Genomic DNA, 19,981 nt, shown 5'->3' on the forward strand with positions numbered 1-19,981 from the left:
GGACCAGCGGGGGGGGGGGGGGGGGTTGGGGGGGGGGGAGGAAGGGGAAAAAAAAAGGGACCTCTCTTCCTCCCATGTGTCATGGGCGCAGGCCGGTCCTCTGCTGCGTACGGTCGGAGGGCTGTTCGCGTACGGATCTCAGCCGATCGCGGTCGCTTCGAGATCCAACTCCGGGTCGGCGGTCAGTATCCGGTGATGCAGCCGCCGCAGACGGGGAGACGGTTCGAGTCCCAGCTCGCCGATCAGAGTGGTGCGCAGACGCTGGTACGCCTCCAGCGCGCGCCACGCGCTGCCCGAGCGGTGCAGGGCCGTCATCAACTGCGCACAGAAGTTCTCGTGCATGGGGTGCTTGGCGGCCAGCACCTGTAGCTCCGGCACGATCTCGGTGTGCCGGCCGAGCTGGAGGTCGGCGCCGATACGCCGCTCCAGCGCCGCCATCCTGTTCTCCTCGGCCCGCAGGACTTCCAGCTCAAGGACGCTGCCGACGGGGACGTCCACCAGCGCCGGGCCACGCCATATGCGCAGTGCCTCGCCTAAAAGCTCGGAGGCGGCGCGGTGGTCGCCCGCCGCGTCCGCGGCGCGTCCGGAGGCGGTGAGCCTGTCGAACTCCTGGACATCGACCCGGCCCGGCTGGACCTGGAGCATATAGCCGCCGTGCCGGGTGACCAGGACGTCCTTGGCCTGCTGGAGCGGGTCGTCACCGAGCGTCGCGGCGATCTTGCGGCGCAACTGGAGAATGTAGGTCTGTAACGTGGTGGCCGCGCTGCGGGGGATCCGCTCTCCCCAGATCTCCTCCATCAGCGTCGGCACGGTCACGACCCTGTCTGCCTGAAGGGCGAGGAGAGCGAGGATCTGACGCGGCTTGGCCGCCGTGGGCACCACAGAAATGCCGCGTTCCCGGGCGGTGAGGGGGCCGAGCACCGTGATCTCCATCATTCGCTCTACCTTTCACACGTTCTCCGTCGATCCGGCTTGAGCCAGGCCCTGTCCGGTCCGGCGCGTCCGTCGAGCCTCGCATCCGGCGCGTTCCGGCCCCAGTGATCCGGTCATGAGGGCGGGCGTGAAAATGTCACACCCCGTTGATGAAGTGTGCACTGTGCCGTCGGGAGAGCCGCCCCGCAGAATCCAGTCCACGGACGTCGGACGCAAGTACGTACGAGTGTCTCCAGGGGGATTCGATGAACGGATCTACGGTCAAGGACATCACCACGGTCAAGGGCATCACCGAGGACATCACCAAGAACACCGCCGAGAGGCTCACCGACGAGCCGGGCGCGGCCACTCCGGAGCAGCGCTTCGCCCTGCTCACCGCACGGGCGGGGCTGGAACCCGAACTGGCGCAGCGGTACTCGGCACACCCGCTCTCCGTACTCGCCGAGTTCGGCCTCCCGGCCACCTGGCCCGTACGTTTCCCGGACGACCGCGCCGCCAGCCGCACCGACAACCACCCCGCCGACCACCCCGGGCAGCCCGACACGATCACCATGCCCGGCACGATCGCCCGGGAGGACCTGGACCGCGCGGGCTCCTCCGTCACCTGGGGCTGCTTCTCCAACTTCACCCATCTCTCGGCCCCCGGTCGGTGAGCCGGTGACGGTGCCCGAACCGGCCCCGACCGGACTGCCGGTGGGGTTCAAGCGGCATCTGCGGGTGGAGACGGTGGCCGGCGAGGCCGTGTATCTCCTGTCGGAGCGCGGCACCACCGTGCTGCGCGGCCCCCGGGTCGAGGCGCTCGCGCCGCTCCTGGACGGCACCCGCACGCTGCCCGCGGTGCTGGCGGAGGTGCCCGCCGCGCTGCCCGCCGACGAGGCGGGCCGGATGATCGCGGAGCTGGCCAGGGCCGATCTGGTCGGGTACCACGGTCCCGGGTCGGACACGGCCGCGGACGCGTACTGGGAGTTGGCCGGGGTGGGCGGTCCGGGGGTCCAGACCGCGCTGGGTTCGGCCCCGGTGGAGGTGGTCGCGCTCGGCAGGACGGATCGTGAGACGGTCCGGGCGCAGTGCCTGGCCGACGGGCTGACCCTCGCGGGGCCTGGCAGGCCGGCCGTGTTCACGGTGGTGTTCTGCGACGACTATCTCGACCCTGAACTGGGCGGTATCGACGCGCGTCACCGGGCGGCCGGCCTGCGCTGGCTGCCCGCCCGTACCAGTGGCACCGCGGTGTGGGTGGGGCCGGTGTTCGGCGCGGACGGCGGGCCCTGCTGGCACTGTCTCGCCCACCGGCTGCGCGGGCACCGCTCGTCGCAGTCGCCGGTCCGGCACGCCCTGGGGCTGGCGGGTCCGGTGCCGCTGCCCGAGGCGTCGCTGGCGGCCGGGCGGCTGCTGGGCGTGCACACGGCCGTACTGGAAGCCCAGAAATGGCTGGCCGGGGTGCGCTATCCGGGCCAGGACGCGGTATGCGCGCTGGACACCCGTACGCTGTCGGCCCGTCACCACCCGGTGACCCGCAGACCGCAGTGTCCGGTCTGCGGGGACCCGGGGCTCGTCGGGGCGTCGGTGCGCGAACCGTACGTACCGGTGTCCCGGCCCGTCGGGCACGAGAGCGGCGGTACGCACCGGGCCCTGTCCCCCGCCGCCGTGCTCGCCCGTTACGGCCGGCTGATCGATCCGGTCACCGGTGTCGTGGCGGAGGTACGGCCGGCCCCGGGCACGCCAGAAGGCCTCAACCACTATGTGTCCGGCCGGAATCTGGCGCTGCGCAGCACCTCGCTGAACGGACTGCGCAACTTCAGCGGCGGCAAGGGGATCACGGCCGAGGAGGCCGAGGCCGGGGCGCTGTGCGAGGCGGTGGAGCGCTACTGCGGCACGCGCCAAGGAGACGAACCGGTCGTACGGGACTCCCTGACCGGGCTCGGTGACACGGCTCTGCACCCCAACGCCTGCCAGCTCTACGCGGAGAGACAGTTCCAGGAGCGCGAGGCGTGGAACGCGTCGCGCCAGGGGACACAGCTCGTCCCGCCGCGGTTCCGGCCGGACGTCCCGACGGAGTGGACCCCGGTGTGGTCGCTGACCGCGGGCCGGCACCGTCTGCTGCCCACCTCCATGCTGTACTTCGGCCCGGCGCCGGACGGCACCGAGAGCGCGCCCTGGGCCGACTCCAACGGCAACGCGGCCGGCGGCAGCGTCGAGGACGCGGTGGTCCAGGGGTTCCTGGAGCTGGTGGAGCGCGACGCGGTGGCCCTGTGGTGGTACAACCGGCTGCGCAGACCCGCCGTGGACCTCGACTCGTTCGACGAACCGTGGCTGGCCCGGACCCGGACGGCATACGCGCGGACGGGCCGCGAGCTGTGGGTGCTCGATCTCACCGCCGACTTCGGCATCCCGGTCATGGCCGCCGTCTCCCGCCGTACGCGCGGCCCCGCGCAGGGCATCTCGTTCGGCTTCGGGGCGCACTTCGATCCGCGGCTGGCGCTGCGCCGGGCCGTCACGGAAATGAGTCAACTCCTGCCGCCCGAGGGGTACTTCGGACCGTCCGCCCCTCAACGCTCCCCCTTCGCCTCGGAGGTGGACCTCTGGTGGCATGAGGCGACCGTGGACCAATTGACGTATCTCACGCCCGATCCGGCCGAGTCGCCTCGCGGGCCCGGTTGTTACACGTACGTATCGCGGTCCGACATGGGCGCGGACGTGGTGGCAGCGGAGGCGGTGGTACGCCACCATGGCATGGAGCTGATGGTCCTCAACCAGACACGGCCCGACCTGGAACTCCCCGTGGTGAAAGTGCTTGTCCCGGGGATGCGGCACTTCTGGGCCCGGTACGCGCCGGGGCGGCTCTTCGATATACCCGTCGCCCTTGGCTGGCGCAGTCATCCTATGAAATATAATGAGATCAACCCATTGCCCCTGTTCGTATAGTCTGTTCCCCTTACAGTCCGTTGGCCATTAGTATGCGGTTCTGCCACAGTCCAGTTGAGGAGTGGCCATAGCCAACCGTTCCGAAGGCCCGGGTGGATGCACTGATGAGCGAAGAACGGGGCGCGAGTGTCCCGAGGAGCCTGCCGCGGTACGCGACAGAAGTGCCCGCTCCCCGGCTGGCCCGGACCATCACCGGAGTCGCCCTCGGCTGCTACGCCAGCGTCACCATCCTCAATGTCCTGAGAGCCGGCGGCTCCAGCACCACCCGGCTCACCATCTGCATCGGGCTCGTTCTCCTGGTGTTCGGCGTGCAGTTCGTCGTGTCCGCTCCCCGGGCGCGGTCCTGGAGCATGGTCCGCAAGCTGTCCACGCTCGGCTTACAGGTGGTCCTCACCTATCTGCCGCTGTTCTGGTTCGGCATCTCGTGGGGCAGCATGGAGGGCCCGCTCGCCGCGACCGTCCTGCTGAGCCTGCCCGGCCGGATCGCCTGGCCGCTGTACGGGGCGGTGGTGACCAGCATCCCCGGCTACGCCTATGCCATCGGTGTACCGGGGGTGGAGGTGGGCTATTTCTTCATCGCCGGCATGCTGTCGGGACTGGTCATCTACGGACTGAGCAGGCTGACCGACCTCGTCCACGAAGTGCACGACACCCGCGAGGAACTGGCCAGGATGGCGGTCGGCCAGGAGCGGCTGCGGTTCGCCAGGGATCTGCACGACCTGCTCGGCTACAGCCTGTCGGCCGTCACGCTCAAGGGGGAGCTGGTCCACCGGCTCATTCCCGTACGGCCCGAGCAGGCCCAGCGCGAGACACGGGAACTGCTCCAGGTCGCGCGCCAGGCACTGGCGGACGTACGCCTGGTGTCCAGCGGCTACCGCGAGATGTCACTGCGGGACGAGGCCGCGTCGGCCGCGTCGATCCTGGCGGCCGCCGATATCCACGCCGAGGTGGACATCGACTGCGGCCGGCTGCACCCGGTCACCGAGACGGTGCTGGCCACAGCTCTCAGAGAAGGTGTCACCAACATCTTGCGCCACAGCAAGGTCCAGACTTGTACGATTAAGGCGACGAGCAATGCTGAAGCGGTCCTGTTGGTTCTGGTGAATGACGGCGCGCAGCAGAACGACAGGGGTCCGGGGGTCCCTGCGGGCAGTGGGCTGAGCAATCTGCGTGAGCGTATCTCCGCGATCGGCGGCCAACTCACCGCCGGACTGCGGGAGGACGGCCTCTTCCACCTTGAGGCCTGCACGCCGGCTCAGCCGCCGAACGCGCACGACACCACGGACCGGACCCCATGCGCGCCGCAGCCGGAACCGTGCCGCCTGATGTGACCGTGCCGACGGCCTTGCCGCCGTTCATGACGACATCGACCGACGGGGGAACGATGCTGTCCGTGAGGATTCTGCTTGCCGAAGACCTGCATATGATCCGCGGAGCTCTGGTCGCCCTGCTGGAACTGGAACCGGATCTGAAAGTCGTCGCGTCCGTCGACCGGGGCGATGTGATCGTCAAGACCGCGCTGGAGACCAGGCCCGATGTGGCGATCATCGACATCGACCTGCCGGGCATCGACGGACTGACCGCCGCCGCCGAACTGCACGGGCAACTGCCCGGCTGCCACACGCTCATCCTCACCAATCTGGGCCGCCCTGGCACCCTGCGACGCGCGTTGAGCGCCCATGTCGCCGGCTTTCTGCTGAAGGACTCGCCGCCCGACCAACTCGCCCAGGCCGTACGGGCGGTGGCTGCGGGCCGGCGGGTCGTCGACCCGCATCTCGCCCTTGCCGCCTGGGACTCGGCGGACAGTCCGCTGGCCCCCAGGGAGCTGGAGGTCCTGCGGCTCGCCGCGCGGGGCGCCGACACCGCCGAGATAGCCGGGCTCCTCTATCTGTCCAAGGGGACCGTACGCAACTACCTCACGGCGATCGTCAGCAAGCTCGGCGCCCGCAACCGTATCGACGCGGTGCGGATAGCCGAGGAGGCCGGCTGGATTCCCTGAACCGCCGCCCGGCGCTCGGGGCCCCGGGGTCGGTCCGCCGGCGCGGCGGGCTGAGTCCGCCACGCGGGAACATCCCGCACATCGAATCGCACCGCGGCGCGTTCGCGTGTGCGTCCTCACCGGCGCCCGAGGCCGTTTTCACCGGCGCCCGGGGCCCGTTCAGCAGATCGCGCGCTCGAACGCCACATGGCGGCTGCGTTCCGTCGTCACCCACGCGACCTCCCGCTGCGCGTCCAGCGCCGCGCGGTAGCCGTCGGTGGCCTCGGCCCGGTCGCAGTGGCCCGCGTCGCGCCACCACAGCACGCCGGTGTAGGTGAAGGGGCGTACGGCGGAGCGGAGCAGATCGCTGCCGCCGAAGCCGTCCGCCTCGTCGCACCGGGCGCTGAGCTCCGCGAAGCGCCTCTCCAGCTCGACACAGTCGCCGTACACCTCGGCGCTGAGGAGGACGACGCTGGACGACCCGGCCGTGGACGCCTCGCGTACATGGCGCCGTACGCTGACCGCCTGGTCCGCCTCGGTGACCACCTTCGGGCCGATCCGGCGGACATGCTCCACGAAGGTGTCGTGCCGTACGACGTCGAGAAAGCCCCGCAGGGTCCGCCAGTACCCCAGCCGCACATACACCCGGGGGTCGTCGACGAGCCCGACGGTCAGCGAGAAGTCGAAGTCCTCCTGTCCGCGCAGAAACTGGGAGTGGTCACGGAATTCTCCCTCGAATTCCGCGATGTCACCCTTGACCTGGAACCGGTTCACAACGGTCACAGGCCGGTCGGGATCACGCTCGTGCACGCGCTTCCTCCGCGAAGCGCCTGGCGTGGCGCAAGGTGGTCGAGCTGTTGGTGCCCAGGGCCTTGCGTACCAGCGCACGCGCTTCGGCCGGGGTGGCCTCGGGGCCGAGGGCCTTGCGCACCCCTTCGGGGTCGAGCGTGACGGTGTGCCAGGACGTCACCCGGACGGTGCCGTCGCCGAGCGGTTCGATCTCCCAGCGCCCGGTGTGACCGCTCATCGCGACCGGCACCTTGAGCTGCTTGTAGACGATCAGCCCGCGGTCCGCGAAGCACACCCGTATCGACGTGGTGTTGTGCACCGAGCCGTCGGGGCTCCGGGTGTCCATGTCCATGTGCTGGACGCCGGGTTCGTCCTCGGTGAGATCGAGCCGGGACACATGCGGCAGCCGCTGCGGCCACAGATCGGCGCGGTCCAGGAACGTATACACGTCACCCGCGTCACCCGCGACAGTCTCGGAGTCGCTGAAGACGAAGTGCAGCTCGTCGCGCAGTTCCCCCTGTTCCGCGGCTTCCTTCAGGGCGGCCAGCTCGGCGAGGCTGTTGCGGTCCACGGCGCGCGCGATCAGCTCCTCCGCGGCCGGGTCGTCGTCGACCGCGCGGTAGTCGTGCAGCAGGACCACCCGGCTCGTACCGTCCCCGGCGGACTCGACACGCCACTCACCGCCCATCGACGCGACGGGCGCGGCGGGCACGGTCTGCCGGAAGAGCACGGTGCGGGCGGCGGGATCGAGGACGCGGCGCGAGGTCCAGGCGCGTACCTGTCCGTTGGCGGTGGCCCAGATACGGAGCAGCTGCTCGCCGCCGCGCTCCGGGTCCGCCTCCTCCAGGACATCCACATGGACGGTGGGTCCGAAGACCGCGGGCCAGCCGGCGACATCCGCGATCAAGCCGTACACGACCGCCGGAGGCGCCGCGACGGTGATGGAGTGCTCCGTCGCATGGGTCGCCGGCATGTCCGCTGTTACGTGCGCCACGGCGTACCTTCCCTTTCATCGCGTCATTGCGTCATTGCGGCTGGCTGAACGGGCTGAGTGAACGGCTGACCCAGCCTGCACGCACATGCCTGAAGGTCACTTGAGCGCGGGTGGAACATGATCGGTGGCCGGTCACCTGATCAGTGGCCGGCCCAGCCGGGGCGCCCGGTGATCTCCACGACGGCGCATCCCCAGCTGTAACCGGCTCCGACACTGACGAGCACGATCCGGTCGCCGGGGCGGGCCCGTCCTGACACCACGAGATGGTCGAGGCTCGCGAACTGGTCGCCCGCGCCGAGATGCCCCACGGTGCGGCTGAACTCCCAGGTGGTGCGGGCCGGGTCGATGTCGAACGGCTTGTAGTAGATCGACTCCAGCCGCCGGCGTCCGAAGTGCGGCAGGATCACCCAGCGCGCGTCGGCCAGTTCCATCCCGGCGTCGGCCAGCGCTTCCTTGACCGCGGTCCGCTGGCCGTTGTGGGCCCGGGTGATCGCGTACGAGATGCCTGCGCGGCCGATGAAGGCACGCTTGGCCTCTTCGAAGTCGACGGGGATGCGGTGGGTGAACGGCGCGGGGGTGAAGGGGTCGTCGCCCCTGTGCAGCGGTTCGAGCTCCGGATCGGCGTACAGCGCAAGGGACTTGAGCCGGGCGAAGCCGCCGCGCCGGGACAGCACCAGGGCGGTCGCCCCGTCCGCGTAGGGGGTGCCGGGGTCGGTCCGCCACCGGTCGATGCCGGGCTCGCAGAACCGGTCGGCGGTGGTGAGCAGGGCATCGGCGCGGCCGTGCCCGGCGGTGAGATAGGCGGTGGCGAGATCCATGGCGGCGAGACCGCCGTTGGACATCTGCCGGATCTCGATCGCCGGGCAGCCGTTGCCGACCGCTTCCCGCTGGATGTACGAGGCGACGGGCCACAGGTCCTGGCCCTGGTGGTAGGTGTCGGCGTGCAGGAGCAGATCGATGTCCTCGGGTCCGGAACCGGTCCGCTCCAGAACGGCCCGCGCGGCGCCGGCCGCCATCTCCGCCGCCGACTCGCCGGGCGAATACGCCACGGACTCAAGACCGGTGGCGGCGGCCGTCCGGGGCGGGCAGGCCCCGGACGCGACCGCGTCGGCGACGGGCGTCAGGGAGGGCAGCCGTACGGACGTGCCCCGTATCCAGATGTCTTCCACACGCACAGCCACTCCCGGGTTTCGAGGTCTCAGCTCGCGCGGGCGGTCGCCAGAGGCGCGGCGGCGCGGTCGGCGCGGTCGGGCCGCGCGCCGTCGAGAAGGGCGTAGCGGACGGCGTCGACCAGCGCCCGCCAGCCGGCGGCGACCGTGTTCCCGCCCACTCCGACGGTGCTCCAGTCACGGGCGCCGTCGCTGAACCGGACCAGGACCCGGGCGCCGCCCGTGCCGGTCCCGGTGCCGCCGGTCCCGGTGCCGCCGGTCCCCGCGGTCCCGCCGCTGAGGACCCGTACCTGATGGTCGGTCAACTCGACCTTCGCGAGCTGCGGGAAGACCGGTTCGAGGGCCGAGTGCAGGGCCCGGTCCAGGGCGTCGACGGGGCCTTCGCCGTGCCCGGTCGCGGTGACGGCGGTTCCGTCGACGCTCAGCTCCACGGCGGCTTCGGTACGTACCTCGCCGTCGCGCCCCCGGGCCACGGACACCCGCCAGGTGGTGACGGAGAACGGCGGCCCGTCCGGCGCGCCCGCCAGTTCCTCGCGCAGCAGCAGCTCGAACGAGGCGTCGGCGCTGTCGAAGCTGTAGCCGCGGCTCTCCAGGTCCTTGACCCGGGCGGCGGCGCGCGCCGCCGCCTCGGAACCGGCGGTGACGGCGTAGCCCAGTTCGCGGGCCTTCAGCTCGACGGAGGAGCGCCCGCCCAGGTCGGAGACGAGGGTGTGCGTGCCGTTGCCCACCCGTTCCGGGGCGATGTGCTCGTACAGCCCGGGGTCGACGCGCGGCGCGGAGGCGTGCGGCGCGGAGGCGTGCGGCGCGGAGGCGTGCGGCGCGGAGGCGTGCGGCGCGGAGGCGTGCGGCGCGGAGGCGTGCGGACCGGCCTTGTGGGAGAAGGCGGCCGCGCCCACATAGGGGGCGGCGGGGTCGGGCGGGACGCCGGTCAGCTCGGTGATGGCGCGCCCTGCGTCGGCCAGCCCGCCGAGGAGCGCGGGGTCGATCACGTCACGGCCGCGTTTGAGGACGAGGTTGGCGAGGACGGTGAACAGGTCGGCGTTGCCGCAGCGTTCGCCGTAACCGTGCGCGGTCCCCTGCACATGGGTGGCTCCGGCGTCGACCGCGGCCATGGTGTTCGCGACGGCGCAGCCGGTGTCGTCGTGGCAGTGGATGCCGATCGCGGCTCCGGTGGCGGCGACAGTGTCCGCGACGACGGCGGCGATCTCGTCGGGCAGGCACCCGCCGTTGGTGTCGCACAGCACGACCGTCTCGGCGCCCGCCTCCGCGGCGGTCAGCACCACTTCCAGGGCGTACGCGCGATTGAGGCGGAAGCCGTCGAAGTAGTGCTCGGCGTCGAGGAACACCCGGCGGCCGCCGTGCACGAGATGGCGTACGGTGCTGCCGATCATCGCGAGATTCTCGGCGAGCGTGGTGCGCAGGGCCCGGGTCACATGCCCGGTGTGGCTCTTGGCGACCAGGGTCACCACCGCCGTACCGGCCTCCTTCAGCGCCCGTACCCGCGGGTCGGCCGAGACCAGGGCGCCGGGCCTCCGGGTGGCGCCGAAAGCCGTCAGTACGGCGTGCTTGAGGTCGAGTTCGGTCCGGGCGCGCCGGAAGAACTCAGTGTCTCTCGGTACGGCTCCGGGCCATCCGCCCTCGATGAAACCAATCCCGAGGGAGTCCAGACGGCGGGCGACGGCGAGTTTGTCGTCGACCGTCAGGGCCATGCCCTCCTGCCGGCTTCCGTCGCGCAGGGTCGTGTCGTAGAGCTGGAAACCCCGTTCGCTCATCGTCCCGCTCTCCCTCGCTGTCACCCTCTGTGGTGCCGAGAGTTCTGCGGGCGGCATGAGCGCGTCTTGAGAGGCGCTGGAGAGACCGGTGCACGGCCGACGCGCGGCCGGCGCGGGACCGGCGCGCGGTCCGCGACATGCCGCACGGATTCAAGCGGGATTCGAGCACGCGCCGGAACGATGTCCTTCGGATAGTTGTCCGCGACCAGGAAGGCACCATGACCACCGAAGAGATTCCCGCGAAGGCCAAGGAAGTGCGTCTGGCCGCCCACCCGGACGGCGCGCTGACTCTCGCGAACTTCGAGCTGGCCGAGGCCGCGGTGGCCGAGCCCGGAGAGGGCGAGGTCCTTGTCCGCTACCAGTATCTGCAACTGGCCGCGGTGATGCAGGACCTGATGAAGCCGGAGCCGAGCCTGCCGATGCCGGGCTACCAGATCGGCGCCCCGATGTGGGGTGCGGCCGTCGGCGTCGTGGTCGCGTCGAACAGTCCCGACCTGGCTCCCGGCGACATCATCGAAGGCATGGACGGCTTCAAGGAGTACTCCACAGGGCCGGCCGGTGACTACTTCAAGCTGGACCCGGACGCCTTCCCCAGCCCCCTCCACTACCTGACCCAGGGGCCGACCGCCTATCACGGCATGGTCGACATCGTCGAGGTCGGCGAGGGCGACACGGTGTTCGTCTCGGGCGCGGCCGGCGGTGTCGGTTCGCTGGCCGGGCAGATCGCCAAGTGCCGCGGCGCCAAGCGCGTCATCGGCGCGGCGGGCAGCAAGGCCAAGGTCGAGTACCTGGTGAACGAGCTGGGGTACGACGCGGCGTTCGACTACCACGACGGACCGGTGCTCGACCGGCTGCGCGAGCTGGCCCCCGACGGTATCGACGTCTTCTTCGACACGGTCGGCGGCGAGCAGTTCGAGGCCGCCGTCCAGGCCGCCTCGGCGGGCGCGCGGTTCGCGCTGTGCGGCGCGCTGTCGGGTCAGGTCGGCGACGCCATCGGCGCGTTCCCGCGGCTGGACATCATGACGTCGATCGTCAAGCAGATCTCCATCCGCCCCTTCGCGACGTACCACACACCCGAGCAGATCTGGGCGTGGAACTCGAACTTCGCGACCTGGCTGGAGGAGGGCCGGTTCGTCCTGCCCCAGTCCGTGGTGGAAGGCGGCCTCGAAGCCGCCCCGCAGGCGCTCATCGACCTGCTCGGGGGTAAGTACACCGGCAACCTCGTCGTGAAGTTCTGATGAGCCGGCACATCGCCTTCTTCAACATCCCGGCGACCGGTCACCTCACGCCCACCCTCGGTGTGGTCGAGGAACTGGTACGCAGGGGACACCGGGTCACCTACGCGGCGACCGCCGAGTACGCGGAGCTGATCGCCTCCACCGGGGCGACCGTCCTGCCGTACACCTCCTCGATCGACCCGCAGAAGATCGTGCCGGCGGGCGCCGAGGACTGGCTGGCGCGGGTACTGCTGGGCAATGTCCGTGAGGGTGTCGCGACGGCGCCGGTCATCGAGTCGTACTTCGGCGACGACCTGCCCGATCTCCTCGCGTACGACATCTCCGTACAGTTCCTCGGCGGGATCCTGACCCGCAAGTGGGGACGGCCGGGCGTGAAGTTCTACTCGGTGTCCCCGACGAACCGGAGCATTCCGCGAGAGGCGGTCGGCGCGCAGGCGTACGACCAGATCGAGCGGGAGCTGCGGGAGTTCGGGGCGCGGCACGGAGTGGGCGATGTGTCGTTCGACGAGCTGGTGGACGATCCCGCGACGCTCGGTGTGGTGTCCGTACCCCGGGAGTTCCAGTACCAGCAGGAGACGTTCGACGAGCGGTTCGCGTTCGTCGGGCCGTGTCTGCGGGAGCGGGACCTCCAGGCCCGCTGGGAGCCGCCGGCGAGCGGCCGTCCGGTCGTACTGATCTCGCTCGGTACGAGCTTCAACGCGCAGCCGGAGTTCTTCAGGACCTGCGTCGAGGCGTTCGCCGGGATGCCATGGCACACCGTGCTCATCACGGGACCGGGGGTGGACCGCGCGGCGCTCGGACCGCTTCCCGACCATGTCGAGGTGCACGACTGGCTGCCGCTGCAAGGGGTGCTGGCGCACACCAAGGTGTTCGTCTGCCACGGCGGCTGGGGCACGGTCATGCAGTCGTTGTACGCGGGAGTGCCGATGGTGGTCGTCCCGCAGGTCGGTGAGACCGATCAGCTCGCGCATCAGATCACTTCGCTGAATCTGGGCGCCGTGCTGTCCCGGGACGAGGTGACCGCCTCGCTGATCCGGGACACCGTGACGGCGGTGGACGGGGACCAGGAGATACGGGACGGCGTCGGGCGGATGCGGAAGCATGTGCGGGACGCGGGGGGCGCGGCGCGGGCCGCGGACGAGATGCTGGCGCATCTGGAGCGGCGTGGGCGGGCGGGATAGCCGGGTTTGATGGCTCAGCCCGATGGCTGAGTCCGATGGCTGAGTCGGGCGCGCCGGATGTGCGCCGAGGCCGGCCGCCACGCGGGATTCCGCGGGCGGCCGGCCTCTGTCGTGTGCGTCTGTCGGGCCGGCCTCTGTCGTGTACGTCAGCCCGACCGTCAGTCCGCGGCGGCGAGGAACAGTCCCCGGCCGTTCTGGATGCCGGGTACGTACTCGACGGCGAAGCCCGCGTCGCGGAACGCGGCCTCGTACTGCTCCCGGGAGAACAGCGTCGCGCGGTGCGTCTCGGTGAAGTACCTGACGCCTTCGGTCCGTTCCGCCACGACGTAGTGCACCTCCATCCGCGACGCGTCGCCGTCCCGCACGGTGTGCGACACCCGCGCGACCGTACGCCCCTGCACCTCCACCACATCCGCGGCGACATGGCCGGGCAGGAACGTCTCCGGGAACCACCAGGGTTCGACGGCGACGGCCCCGCCGGGTGCGAGATGGCGGCGGAAGCACCGCAGGGCGGCCGTCAGTTCGGCCTCCGAGCCGAGATAGCCGACCGAGGCGAACAGGCAGGTGATCACGTCATAGGTCCTGCCGAGGTCGAACTTCCGCATGTCGGCGACGGACACGGGCACCCCGGGCAGCCGTTCGCGCGCCACGGCCAGCATCGGCTCGGAGACATCGATGCCCTCCACCCGGGCGAAGTGCCGCCCGAAGACCTCCAGATGGGCTCCGGTGCCACAGGCCACATCGAGCAGCGAGCCGGAGGCCTTGGACTTCGTCCTGATGCGGTCGAGTACGTTCTCCGCCTCCGCCAGGAAGTCCTTTCCTCTGGCCCGGTGGGTCTGGTCGTAGATCGCGGCCGCTTCTGCGCCGTACATGGGACCACCTCGAACGGTGAGCGGGGTACGGCGACTTGCCGTACGGGACACGGTCGTACGGGCCGGTCGACCCGGGGTCGAGAGCGGCTCGCTCGGGGCATGGCAGGCTGGCCCCACGACCCCGTGCCGGGCACGGCAGCGTCTGCCGGGAGAGGCACTCGTACGCCCTTCCCTTCCCGGCACGTCTGCCGGCCGCGGCACTCGTACGCCCTTCCAGGAGGACCCCCGCACATGGCCGTCAGTGAGCAGCAGCCCGATGTCCCGGACGCCGTGTGGCAGCGCGTCCGTGCCCGGCGTCTGGCCAGGCACAGCCTGGACGTACCGGCCGCCGGGGGGATTCCGGCGGTCGCGGGCGCGATATGCGGGGCGCACGCGCAGGTGATGTCCGCGGCCGAGCTGTCGATCGGGTTACGGACGGCCGGGACGACCCGTGCCGATGTACGGCGGGCGCTGTGGGAGGACCAGACCCTGGTCAAGACGTTCGGGCCGCGCGGCACGGTGCATCTGCTGCCGTCCGACGAACTCCCGTTGTGGACCGGTGCGTTGGCCGCCGTACCGATGCCTCCGGGCGGGATGCCCGTGGCGGCCCGCATGGACGAGGCGCAGACCGATGCCGTTGTCGACGCCGTCGCGGACGTACTGCGCGAGGGGGAGCCACCCACGGTCGACGAGCTGAGCGAGGCGGTGATCGCACGGCTCGGGGACTGGGCGGCCGATCCGGTCGTGCCGGGCTTCGACGGAATGTGGCCGCGCTGGCGGCAGGCCCTGCACACCGCCGGACACCGGGGGGCGCTGTGCTTCGGCCCGAACCGCGGGCGGAAGGTCACGTACACCAGTCCGGACCGCTGGCTGCCGGGCTTCACCCCCATGGACGCGGACGCGGCCCAGGCCGAGGTCTTACGCCGCTATCTGCGCGCCTACGGCCCGGCGAACGCGCAGCACTTCGCGCAGTGGCTGAGCGCGCCGCGGCCCTGGGCGAGCGCGCTGTTCGCCTCGCTGCGCGACGAGTTGCGGCCGGTGGGACCCGGGGGAAGCAGGGGGAGCGGGGAGAGCGCGGAGAACATCGGTACGACTCTCTTCGAGCTGGCGGACGAGGAGGCCGGCCCGGACAGCGCCGCCCCGGACAGCACCGGCGACAGCACCGGCCCGGATGCGCTGCGGCTCCTGCCGTACTTCGACGCCTACGCCGTGGGCAGCCACCCACGGGCGCGGGTCTACCCCGGGCAGGCCGCCGAGCGGGCCCTCACGCGCGGGCAGGCCGGCACCGTGCAGGTGGTCACCATCGGCGGGGTGGTGTCCGGGGTGTGGCACCAGAAGCGCTCCGGACGCAAGGTCGCCATCACGGTCGAGGCCTTCCAGAAACTGACGAAGCGTCAACTAGCCGATCTGGAAGCCCAGTCGGAGCGCGTCGGCGAGATCCTGGAGGCCGCCCCGACCCTGTCGCTCGGCGCCGTCGAGACCGGCAAGCACCTCTGAGCCGAGGACCGAAACGCATCGTTCCAGCGAGGGTCGAGCGGCGGTCCAACGGCGTGTCCGACAGTGGTGCGCCCGACGACGACTACCGCGGAGGCCGACCACCCCATGACCACTTACGTGTGGGACTACCTTCCGGAGTACGAGAGCGAGCGCGCCGATCTCCTCGACGCGGTCGAGACGGTCTTCGGCTCCGGGCAGCTCGTGCTCGGCAAGAGCGTCCGGGGTTTCGAGGAGGAGTTCGCCGCGTACCACGGCCTGGCGCACTGCGTCGGCGTCGACAACGGGACGAACGCGGTGAAGCTCGGGCTCCAGGCCCTGGGTATCGGGCCCGGCGACGAGGTCATCACGGTGTCGAACACCGCCGCGCCCACGGTCGTGGCCATCGACGGGACCGGTGCGAAGCCGGTGTTCGTCGATGTCAGCGCGGACGACTACCTCATGGACGTCAGCCAGGTCGAGGCCGCCATCACCCCCCGTACAAGGGCGCTGCTCCCCGTCCATCTGTACGGGCAGTGCGTCGACATGGCCCCGCTGACGGCCCTCGCCGAGCGCCACGGTCTCGCCGTGCTGGAGGACTGCGCCCAGGCACACGGTGCCCGGCAGGGCGGGCGGACGGCGGGCACGATGTCGGACGCGGCCGCCTTCTCCTTCTACCCGACGAAGGTCCTCGGCGCGTACGGCGACGGAGGCGCGGTCGTCACGGACGACGCCCAGGTGAAGCGCCGGCTGCGACGGCTGCGGTACTACGGCATGGAAGAGCGCTACTACGTCGTCGAGACACCCGGCCACAACAGCCGGCTCGACGAGGTGCAGGCCGAGATCCTGCGACGCAAGCTGACCCGTCTCGACACGTACATCGAGGGCCGCCGTGCGGTGGCCGCGCGCTACGAGGAAGGGCTCGGCGATCTGGCGGAACTGACGCTGCCGCGCACCAACCCGGGCAACGAGCACGTCTATTACGTGTACGTGGTACGCCACCCGCGCCGCGACGCCGTACTGGAAGCGCTGCGTCCGCACGGCTTCCACTTCAACATCAGCTACCCGTGGCCGGTCCACACCATGACCGGCTTCCGGCATCTCGGCGTGCCGACTGGTGCGCTGCCGGTCACGGAGCGGCTGGCGGGCGAGATCTTCTCGCTGCCGATGTACCCGTCGCTTCCGCGCGCGGTACAGGACCGGACGATCGAGGTACTGCGCGAGGTGCTGGCGCGGGTCTGAGCGGCGGGTACGGGCGCGGCCCGGCCCGGTACGGGCGGCGGGGGTAGGGGCGGCGGGGGTACGAGCGGCGCGGCGCGGCCCGGGCGGCATGGGTACGAGCGACGCGGGTACGGGCGACGCGGGTACGGGCGACGCGGGTACGGGCGGCGGGGGTACGGGCGGCGCGGCCCGGTTCGAGCGGCGGGGCCCGGTCCGGGCGGCGGAGGTACGGGCGGCGCGGCGAGGTCCGGTACGGGCGGCGCGGGTACGAGCAGCGCAGGTACGGGCGGCGCAGCCCGTCCAGGCGGCGCGGTCGGCCGTGGTGAGTGCCCCGTCCGGCCGTCGGGCTCACACCACCGTGGCGCGGGCGCGCGGATACTGCTCCCAGTACGCCCGTACGGCATCCTCCAGCGATCTGCGGGGCCGCCAGCCGAGCAGTTCCGCAGCCGGACCGGTGTCCACCCGCATCCAGTCGGCCGGTGCCGGGGCCGCGCCGCGCGGCTCGTCCCGTACGGTCTCGACCAGCCGGACAGGCACCCCGCTGACGGCCACGAGCAGTTGGACCAACTCCCGCACCGGCACGGCCTCGCCCCGGCCGATGTCGACGCACCGCCCTGTCAGCGACGTACCGGCCGCCGATGCGTCGGCCGCCGCGACCACCGCGTCGGCCACGTCCCGTACGTCCACGTAGTCGCGGTGCGCACGCAGCGGCGACAGTTCGACCACGACCGGTTCCGGCCCGCCGTCCCAGGTGGCGAGGCGCGCGGCCACCTGTCCGAGCAGGCTGATGTCCGGCGTCCCGGGCCCCGCCACATTGGCGATCCGCAGGACGAGCGCGTCAGCGGTCCCCGCCGCCTCCGCCGCGAGGACCGCCTCGGTGGCGGCGAGTTTCGCCCTGCCGTACGGGGTGTCGGGCCTGGCCGGGCCGCGTGCGGTCGTCCCGGGCGCGACCGGCCCGTATTCGAGTACGGACCCGAGATGGACCAGCCTCGGGCGCCCGGCGGCCATGGCCAGCGCTTCGAGGAGCCGCTCGGTGGGCGCGACGACCGACGGGACCATGTCCTGCGCGGTACGCCCCCAGATGCTGCCCACGCAGTTGACGACGGTGCCGGGCTTCTCCCTGTCCAGAAGGCGGGCGAGAGCGGTGGCCGGTACGGCGCCGAGGTCGAGCCGCAGGGCGCGGACAGCAGGGTGGTTGCCGGGAGCGGGCGACGGTACGGGATTCCTGGACGCGGCGGTCACCTGACGGCCCGTCGCCGCGAAGGCGGCGCACACCTCCCGCCCCACGAACCCGCTGCCTCCGAGCACGAGCACACGGTCGTCGGTCATGAACGTCCCCCCGGAACAAGGGTTTTCGCGGTCGGTCTCACGTCGGGCGGCCACACTGCCCGGCCGCCCTTGAGCACGGGTGCAGCACACCTGGACACGCGCGGGGGCGCGTACGGGCGCCCGACTCCAGCCCCCCTCAAGGCACCGTCGGCAAGGTACGGCCATGACCAGTGGGATGGATACCGCGAACCCGGCGCCTGCGGACCCGGCGCCCGCGTACCTGGCGCAGCGCCCCCGGTGGACCCCGGCGCAGTCCCCGGAGGTCCCGGACGGACGGCTGGAGTACGCCGAGATCGAGGCGCCGCTCGACTACGCCCGGCCCGAAGGACCGCGCATCACCCTCGCCCTGAGCCGTATCCGGGCCACCGGTCCGGCCCGCAGGGGCATTCTGCTGTCGCTGAACGGCGGCCCCGGCGGTGACCACGGCATCGGCCGCGGACTGCCCGCCCGGCTCGCCGCCGCGACGCCGCTGGGCGAGGCGTACGACCTCATCGGCTTCGACCCGCGCGGTACGGGCGCCTCGACGCGGCTGGAGGGCGAGGACAGCCCGGTGACCGTACCGTTCGACTCGCGTCCGCCCGACTCGGTGTTCGACGCGCTCGCCGCGGACATGCGGGAGCGCGAGGAGGGCTGCCGGCGCGCGGGCGGCGAGCTGCGCCCGTACATCTCCACCAGGAACAACGCACGCGACATGGATCTGATCCGCGCCGTGCTCGGCGAGGAGAAGCTGAGCTTCGTCGGCTGGGCGTACGGAACGCTGCTGGGCGCGGTGTACGGCACGATGTTCGGCGAACGGCTGGACCGCAGTGTCCTGGACTCGTGCGTCCACCCGGACTGGGACTGGCGCGAACAGTTCATGTCCCAGGCGGAGGCGAGCCGCGAGAACGTGGACGCGTGGGCGGGGTGGGCCGGCGAACGTCCCTCGGCTTTCGGTCTCGGTACGGGCCCCGGCGCGGTCGTCGCCACGGTCGAGGCGGCGGCGTCGGCACTCGCCGCGCTGGACGGCGGCCGGGCCCTGCGTACGTCGTTCGACATGCTCATGGGCTCGCTGGCCGCCGACCGTTCGGGCTGGGCCACACTCGGCGAACTGGTCGGCGAACTGCTGCGCGCCGCGCGGGCCGGCGATACGGCCAAGGCCGGCGAACTGCTCGCCGGGCAGGCGGAATGGCGCCCCGGCACCCCGGCCGGCACCCGGCGCGAGGCGGTGCTCGAAGCGGTCACCAGCGAGACGGACTGGCCCTCCGACCCCCGCCAGTACCACGCGGCCATGCGCGACTTCCGCGACCGCTGCCCGTACGGCCTCGGTGTGATGCGCGCCCAGCCCTGGGTGGGCACGTTCCGCACCTTCACCCCACCCGAACCCGCCACCCGCGTACAACCGGGCCCGTACCCCACGGGCCTCATCATCCAGGCGGACGGCGACCCCCTGGACCACCACGAGGGCGCCCACGCCATGGCCGCCCGCCTGGGCCACCGCCTGATCCAGGTGATCGACTCCGGCGCCCACGAGATCTACGCCCTGTCCGGCAACGCGTCCGTGGACGCGTGGGTGAACAGCTACCTACTGCACGGCACACTGCCCCCGGAGCCCACAACCAGGGTCACGGGCGTCCCACGCCCAACAACGCCAACGGGCTGACGAACCCGCCCCGGCCGCGTCCGCCCCACCACGTAGGAAACGGTCTCAGGTGGACCGCCCCGCACCCTCGGTCGGTGTCGTTTCGGCGCCGGCCAATGCCGTGCCCAGGAGAACGTATGCGACGAGCGCGGGGATCGGCATGTGGCCGCCCGCGCGGTCGATGTCGTCGATGAAGTACCCGGAGACCATGAGCCAGGCGACCCCGCCGACAAGGATGAGGAGAAGGTTGCCGGTTTCCCGCAGCAGACGCATACCGGCCCACAGCAGGAGCGGCATGAGAACCCACGAAGCGGCCGTGACGAGAAGGAATTCGAAGGCCCCGGAGAACATGGTGCCCCCGCTGTCGGTTTCGGCCTCGCGTGCCCACCCGTAGCCGTTGCTCATAAGGGTGTGGCAGACGGCGGTGGCGACGACAACACTGAGGCCGCCTTTGGCGTGTCTCACATAATTCACAGACAGAACCTTTGCCCCTAAAGACCGGTGTGCCCCAAC

General features: G+C 71.4%; 18 protein-coding genes and 1 pseudogene. 10 read left to right on the forward strand and 9 right to left on the reverse strand.

All coding sequences use genetic code 11. The features are described from left to right. Positions 1-138: 138 nt before the first annotated feature. Positions 139-933 (reverse strand): BTAD domain-containing putative transcriptional regulator, encoded by a 795-nt coding sequence (locus tag ACFU9P_RS28435; RefSeq protein WP_384086389.1) that lies wholly within the window; start codon positions 931-933, stop codon positions 139-141. Positions 934-1,178: 245 nt separating this feature from the next. On the opposite strand from ACFU9P_RS28435, the gene ACFU9P_RS28440 reads away from it, so the two are divergent. The 4 genes from ACFU9P_RS28440 to ACFU9P_RS28455 all read left to right on the forward strand — a co-directional run bounded on the left by ACFU9P_RS28440 (position 1,179) and on the right by ACFU9P_RS28455 (position 5,854). Beyond that, positions 1,179-1,586, forward strand: a complete 408-nt coding sequence (locus ACFU9P_RS28440; protein WP_384086125.1) for a hypothetical protein — start codon at positions 1,179-1,181, stop codon at positions 1,584-1,586. A 4-nt stretch (positions 1,587-1,590) separates the two neighbouring features. Next, positions 1,591-3,855: a TOMM precursor leader peptide-binding protein gene (locus tag ACFU9P_RS28445; RefSeq protein ID WP_384086128.1), complete on the forward strand. Its 2,265-nt coding sequence runs from the start codon at positions 1,591-1,593 to the stop codon at positions 3,853-3,855. Positions 3,856-3,959: 104 nt separating this feature from the next. Beyond that, complete coding sequence (locus ACFU9P_RS28450) at positions 3,960-5,186, forward strand: sensor histidine kinase (RefSeq protein ID WP_384086131.1); 1,227 nt, start codon at positions 3,960-3,962, stop codon at positions 5,184-5,186. A gap of 53 nt (positions 5,187-5,239) precedes the next feature. Continuing rightward, positions 5,240-5,854, forward strand: a complete 615-nt coding sequence (locus tag ACFU9P_RS28455) for a DNA-binding response regulator (protein ID WP_376385416.1) — start codon at positions 5,240-5,242, stop codon at positions 5,852-5,854. Positions 5,855-6,013: 159 nt separating this feature from the next. Here the strand turns inward: ACFU9P_RS28455 and ACFU9P_RS28460 are convergent, their stop codons facing one another. From ACFU9P_RS28460 to ACFU9P_RS28475, 4 genes are all read right to left on the reverse strand, one after another. After that, positions 6,014-6,643, reverse strand: a complete 630-nt coding sequence (locus ACFU9P_RS28460) for an antibiotic biosynthesis monooxygenase family protein (protein ID WP_376385304.1) — start codon at positions 6,641-6,643, stop codon at positions 6,014-6,016. After that, positions 6,630-7,595, reverse strand: a complete 966-nt coding sequence (locus ACFU9P_RS28465) for an aromatase/cyclase (protein ID WP_384086392.1) — start codon at positions 7,593-7,595, stop codon at positions 6,630-6,632. The genes ACFU9P_RS28460 and ACFU9P_RS28465 overlap by 14 nt, the downstream gene beginning before the upstream one ends. A gap of 161 nt (positions 7,596-7,756) precedes the next feature. After that, complete coding sequence (locus tag ACFU9P_RS28470) at positions 7,757-8,791, reverse strand: ketoacyl-ACP synthase III family protein (protein WP_384086134.1); 1,035 nt, start codon at positions 8,789-8,791, stop codon at positions 7,757-7,759. A 23-nt stretch (positions 8,792-8,814) separates the two neighbouring features. Further along, on the reverse strand, positions 8,815-9,513 hold the full coding sequence (locus ACFU9P_RS28475) for an alpha-isopropylmalate synthase regulatory domain-containing protein (protein ID WP_384086395.1): 699 nt from the start codon (positions 9,511-9,513) through the stop codon (positions 8,815-8,817). 13 nt (positions 9,514-9,526) lie between these two features. Here ACFU9P_RS28475 and ACFU9P_RS28480 point away from each other — a divergent pair, with 13 nt between their 5' ends. Continuing rightward, positions 9,527-9,685 (forward strand): Cys-every-fifth RiPP peptide CefA, encoded by a 159-nt coding sequence (locus ACFU9P_RS28480; protein ID WP_384086398.1) that lies wholly within the window; start codon positions 9,527-9,529, stop codon positions 9,683-9,685. A gap of 110 nt (positions 9,686-9,795) precedes the next feature. On the opposite strand, the pseudogene ACFU9P_RS28485 reads toward ACFU9P_RS28480, so the two are convergent. Then, positions 9,796-10,614: pseudogene (locus tag ACFU9P_RS28485) on the reverse strand (citramalate synthase); the annotation flags it as partial. Positions 10,615-10,775: 161 nt separating this feature from the next. Here ACFU9P_RS28485 and ACFU9P_RS28490 point away from each other — a divergent pair. Next, positions 10,776-11,795, forward strand: coding sequence for a zinc-binding dehydrogenase (locus tag ACFU9P_RS28490; protein ID WP_384086136.1), 1,020 nt, complete (start codon positions 10,776-10,778; stop codon positions 11,793-11,795). Further along, positions 11,795-12,976 carry a macrolide family glycosyltransferase gene (locus ACFU9P_RS28495; protein ID WP_384086139.1) on the forward strand — a complete coding sequence of 394 codons (1,182 nt, stop codon included), beginning with the start codon at positions 11,795-11,797 and terminating at the stop codon, positions 12,974-12,976. Before ACFU9P_RS28490 ends, ACFU9P_RS28495 begins: the two co-directional genes overlap by 1 nt. A 158-nt stretch (positions 12,977-13,134) precedes the next feature. On the opposite strand, the gene ACFU9P_RS28500 is transcribed toward ACFU9P_RS28495, so the two are convergent. Next, positions 13,135-13,848, reverse strand: coding sequence for a class I SAM-dependent methyltransferase (locus ACFU9P_RS28500; RefSeq protein WP_384086141.1), 714 nt, complete (start codon positions 13,846-13,848; stop codon positions 13,135-13,137). A gap of 231 nt (positions 13,849-14,079) precedes the next feature. Here ACFU9P_RS28500 and ACFU9P_RS28505 point away from each other — a divergent pair, with 231 nt between their 5' ends. Continuing rightward, positions 14,080-15,324, forward strand: a complete 1,245-nt coding sequence (locus ACFU9P_RS28505; protein ID WP_384086143.1) for a winged helix DNA-binding domain-containing protein — start codon at positions 14,080-14,082, stop codon at positions 15,322-15,324. Between the two features lie 105 nt (positions 15,325-15,429). Continuing rightward, positions 15,430-16,542 (forward strand): DegT/DnrJ/EryC1/StrS family aminotransferase, encoded by a 1,113-nt coding sequence (locus ACFU9P_RS28510; RefSeq protein ID WP_384086146.1) that lies wholly within the window; start codon positions 15,430-15,432, stop codon positions 16,540-16,542. Positions 16,543-16,869: 327 nt separating this feature from the next. On the opposite strand, the gene ACFU9P_RS28515 is transcribed toward ACFU9P_RS28510, so the two are convergent. Continuing rightward, complete coding sequence (locus tag ACFU9P_RS28515) at positions 16,870-17,850, reverse strand: NAD-dependent epimerase/dehydratase family protein (protein WP_384086149.1); 981 nt, start codon at positions 17,848-17,850, stop codon at positions 16,870-16,872. A 163-nt stretch (positions 17,851-18,013) separates the two neighbouring features. Between ACFU9P_RS28515 and ACFU9P_RS28520 the strand changes: the two genes are divergently transcribed. Further along, complete coding sequence (locus tag ACFU9P_RS28520) at positions 18,014-19,489, forward strand: alpha/beta fold hydrolase (protein ID WP_384086152.1); 1,476 nt, start codon at positions 18,014-18,016, stop codon at positions 19,487-19,489. A 45-nt stretch (positions 19,490-19,534) separates the two neighbouring features. On the opposite strand, the gene ACFU9P_RS28525 is transcribed toward ACFU9P_RS28520, so the two are convergent. Then, complete coding sequence (locus ACFU9P_RS28525) at positions 19,535-19,933, reverse strand: hypothetical protein (RefSeq protein ID WP_384086155.1); 399 nt, start codon at positions 19,931-19,933, stop codon at positions 19,535-19,537. Positions 19,934-19,981 lie beyond the last annotated feature (48 nt).

Source organism: Streptomyces sp. NPDC057617, from assembly GCF_042800555.1.
Lineage (GTDB): Bacteria > Actinomycetota > Actinomycetes > Streptomycetales > Streptomycetaceae > Streptomyces.

Bases quoted from the DNA above. Each gene is read 5' to 3' on its own strand.
- ACFU9P_RS28480 (WP_384086398.1), top strand. From the start codon at position 9,527: ATGTGCTCGTACAGCCCGGGGTCGACGCGCGGCGCGGAGGCGTGCGGC.
- ACFU9P_RS28455 (WP_376385416.1), top strand. From the start codon at position 5,240: ATGCTGTCCGTGAGGATTCTGCTTGCCGAAGACCTGCATATGATCCGC.
- ACFU9P_RS28510 (WP_384086146.1), top strand. From the start codon at position 15,430: ATGACCACTTACGTGTGGGACTACCTTCCGGAGTACGAGAGCGAGCGC.
- ACFU9P_RS28505 (WP_384086143.1), top strand. From the start codon at position 14,080: ATGGCCGTCAGTGAGCAGCAGCCCGATGTCCCGGACGCCGTGTGGCAG.
- ACFU9P_RS28500 (WP_384086141.1), bottom strand. From the start codon at position 13,848: ATGTACGGCGCAGAAGCGGCCGCGATCTACGACCAGACCCACCGGGCC.
- ACFU9P_RS28495 (WP_384086139.1), top strand. From the start codon at position 11,795: ATGAGCCGGCACATCGCCTTCTTCAACATCCCGGCGACCGGTCACCTC.
- ACFU9P_RS28435 (WP_384086389.1), bottom strand. From the start codon at position 933: ATGGAGATCACGGTGCTCGGCCCCCTCACCGCCCGGGAACGCGGCATT.
- ACFU9P_RS28450 (WP_384086131.1), top strand. From the start codon at position 3,960: ATGAGCGAAGAACGGGGCGCGAGTGTCCCGAGGAGCCTGCCGCGGTAC.
- ACFU9P_RS28515 (WP_384086149.1), bottom strand. From the start codon at position 17,850: ATGACCGACGACCGTGTGCTCGTGCTCGGAGGCAGCGGGTTCGTGGGG.
- ACFU9P_RS28465 (WP_384086392.1), bottom strand. From the start codon at position 7,595: ATGCCGGCGACCCATGCGACGGAGCACTCCATCACCGTCGCGGCGCCT.
- ACFU9P_RS28520 (WP_384086152.1), top strand. From the start codon at position 18,014: ATGACCAGTGGGATGGATACCGCGAACCCGGCGCCTGCGGACCCGGCG.
- ACFU9P_RS28490 (WP_384086136.1), top strand. From the start codon at position 10,776: ATGACCACCGAAGAGATTCCCGCGAAGGCCAAGGAAGTGCGTCTGGCC.
- ACFU9P_RS28440 (WP_384086125.1), top strand. From the start codon at position 1,179: ATGAACGGATCTACGGTCAAGGACATCACCACGGTCAAGGGCATCACC.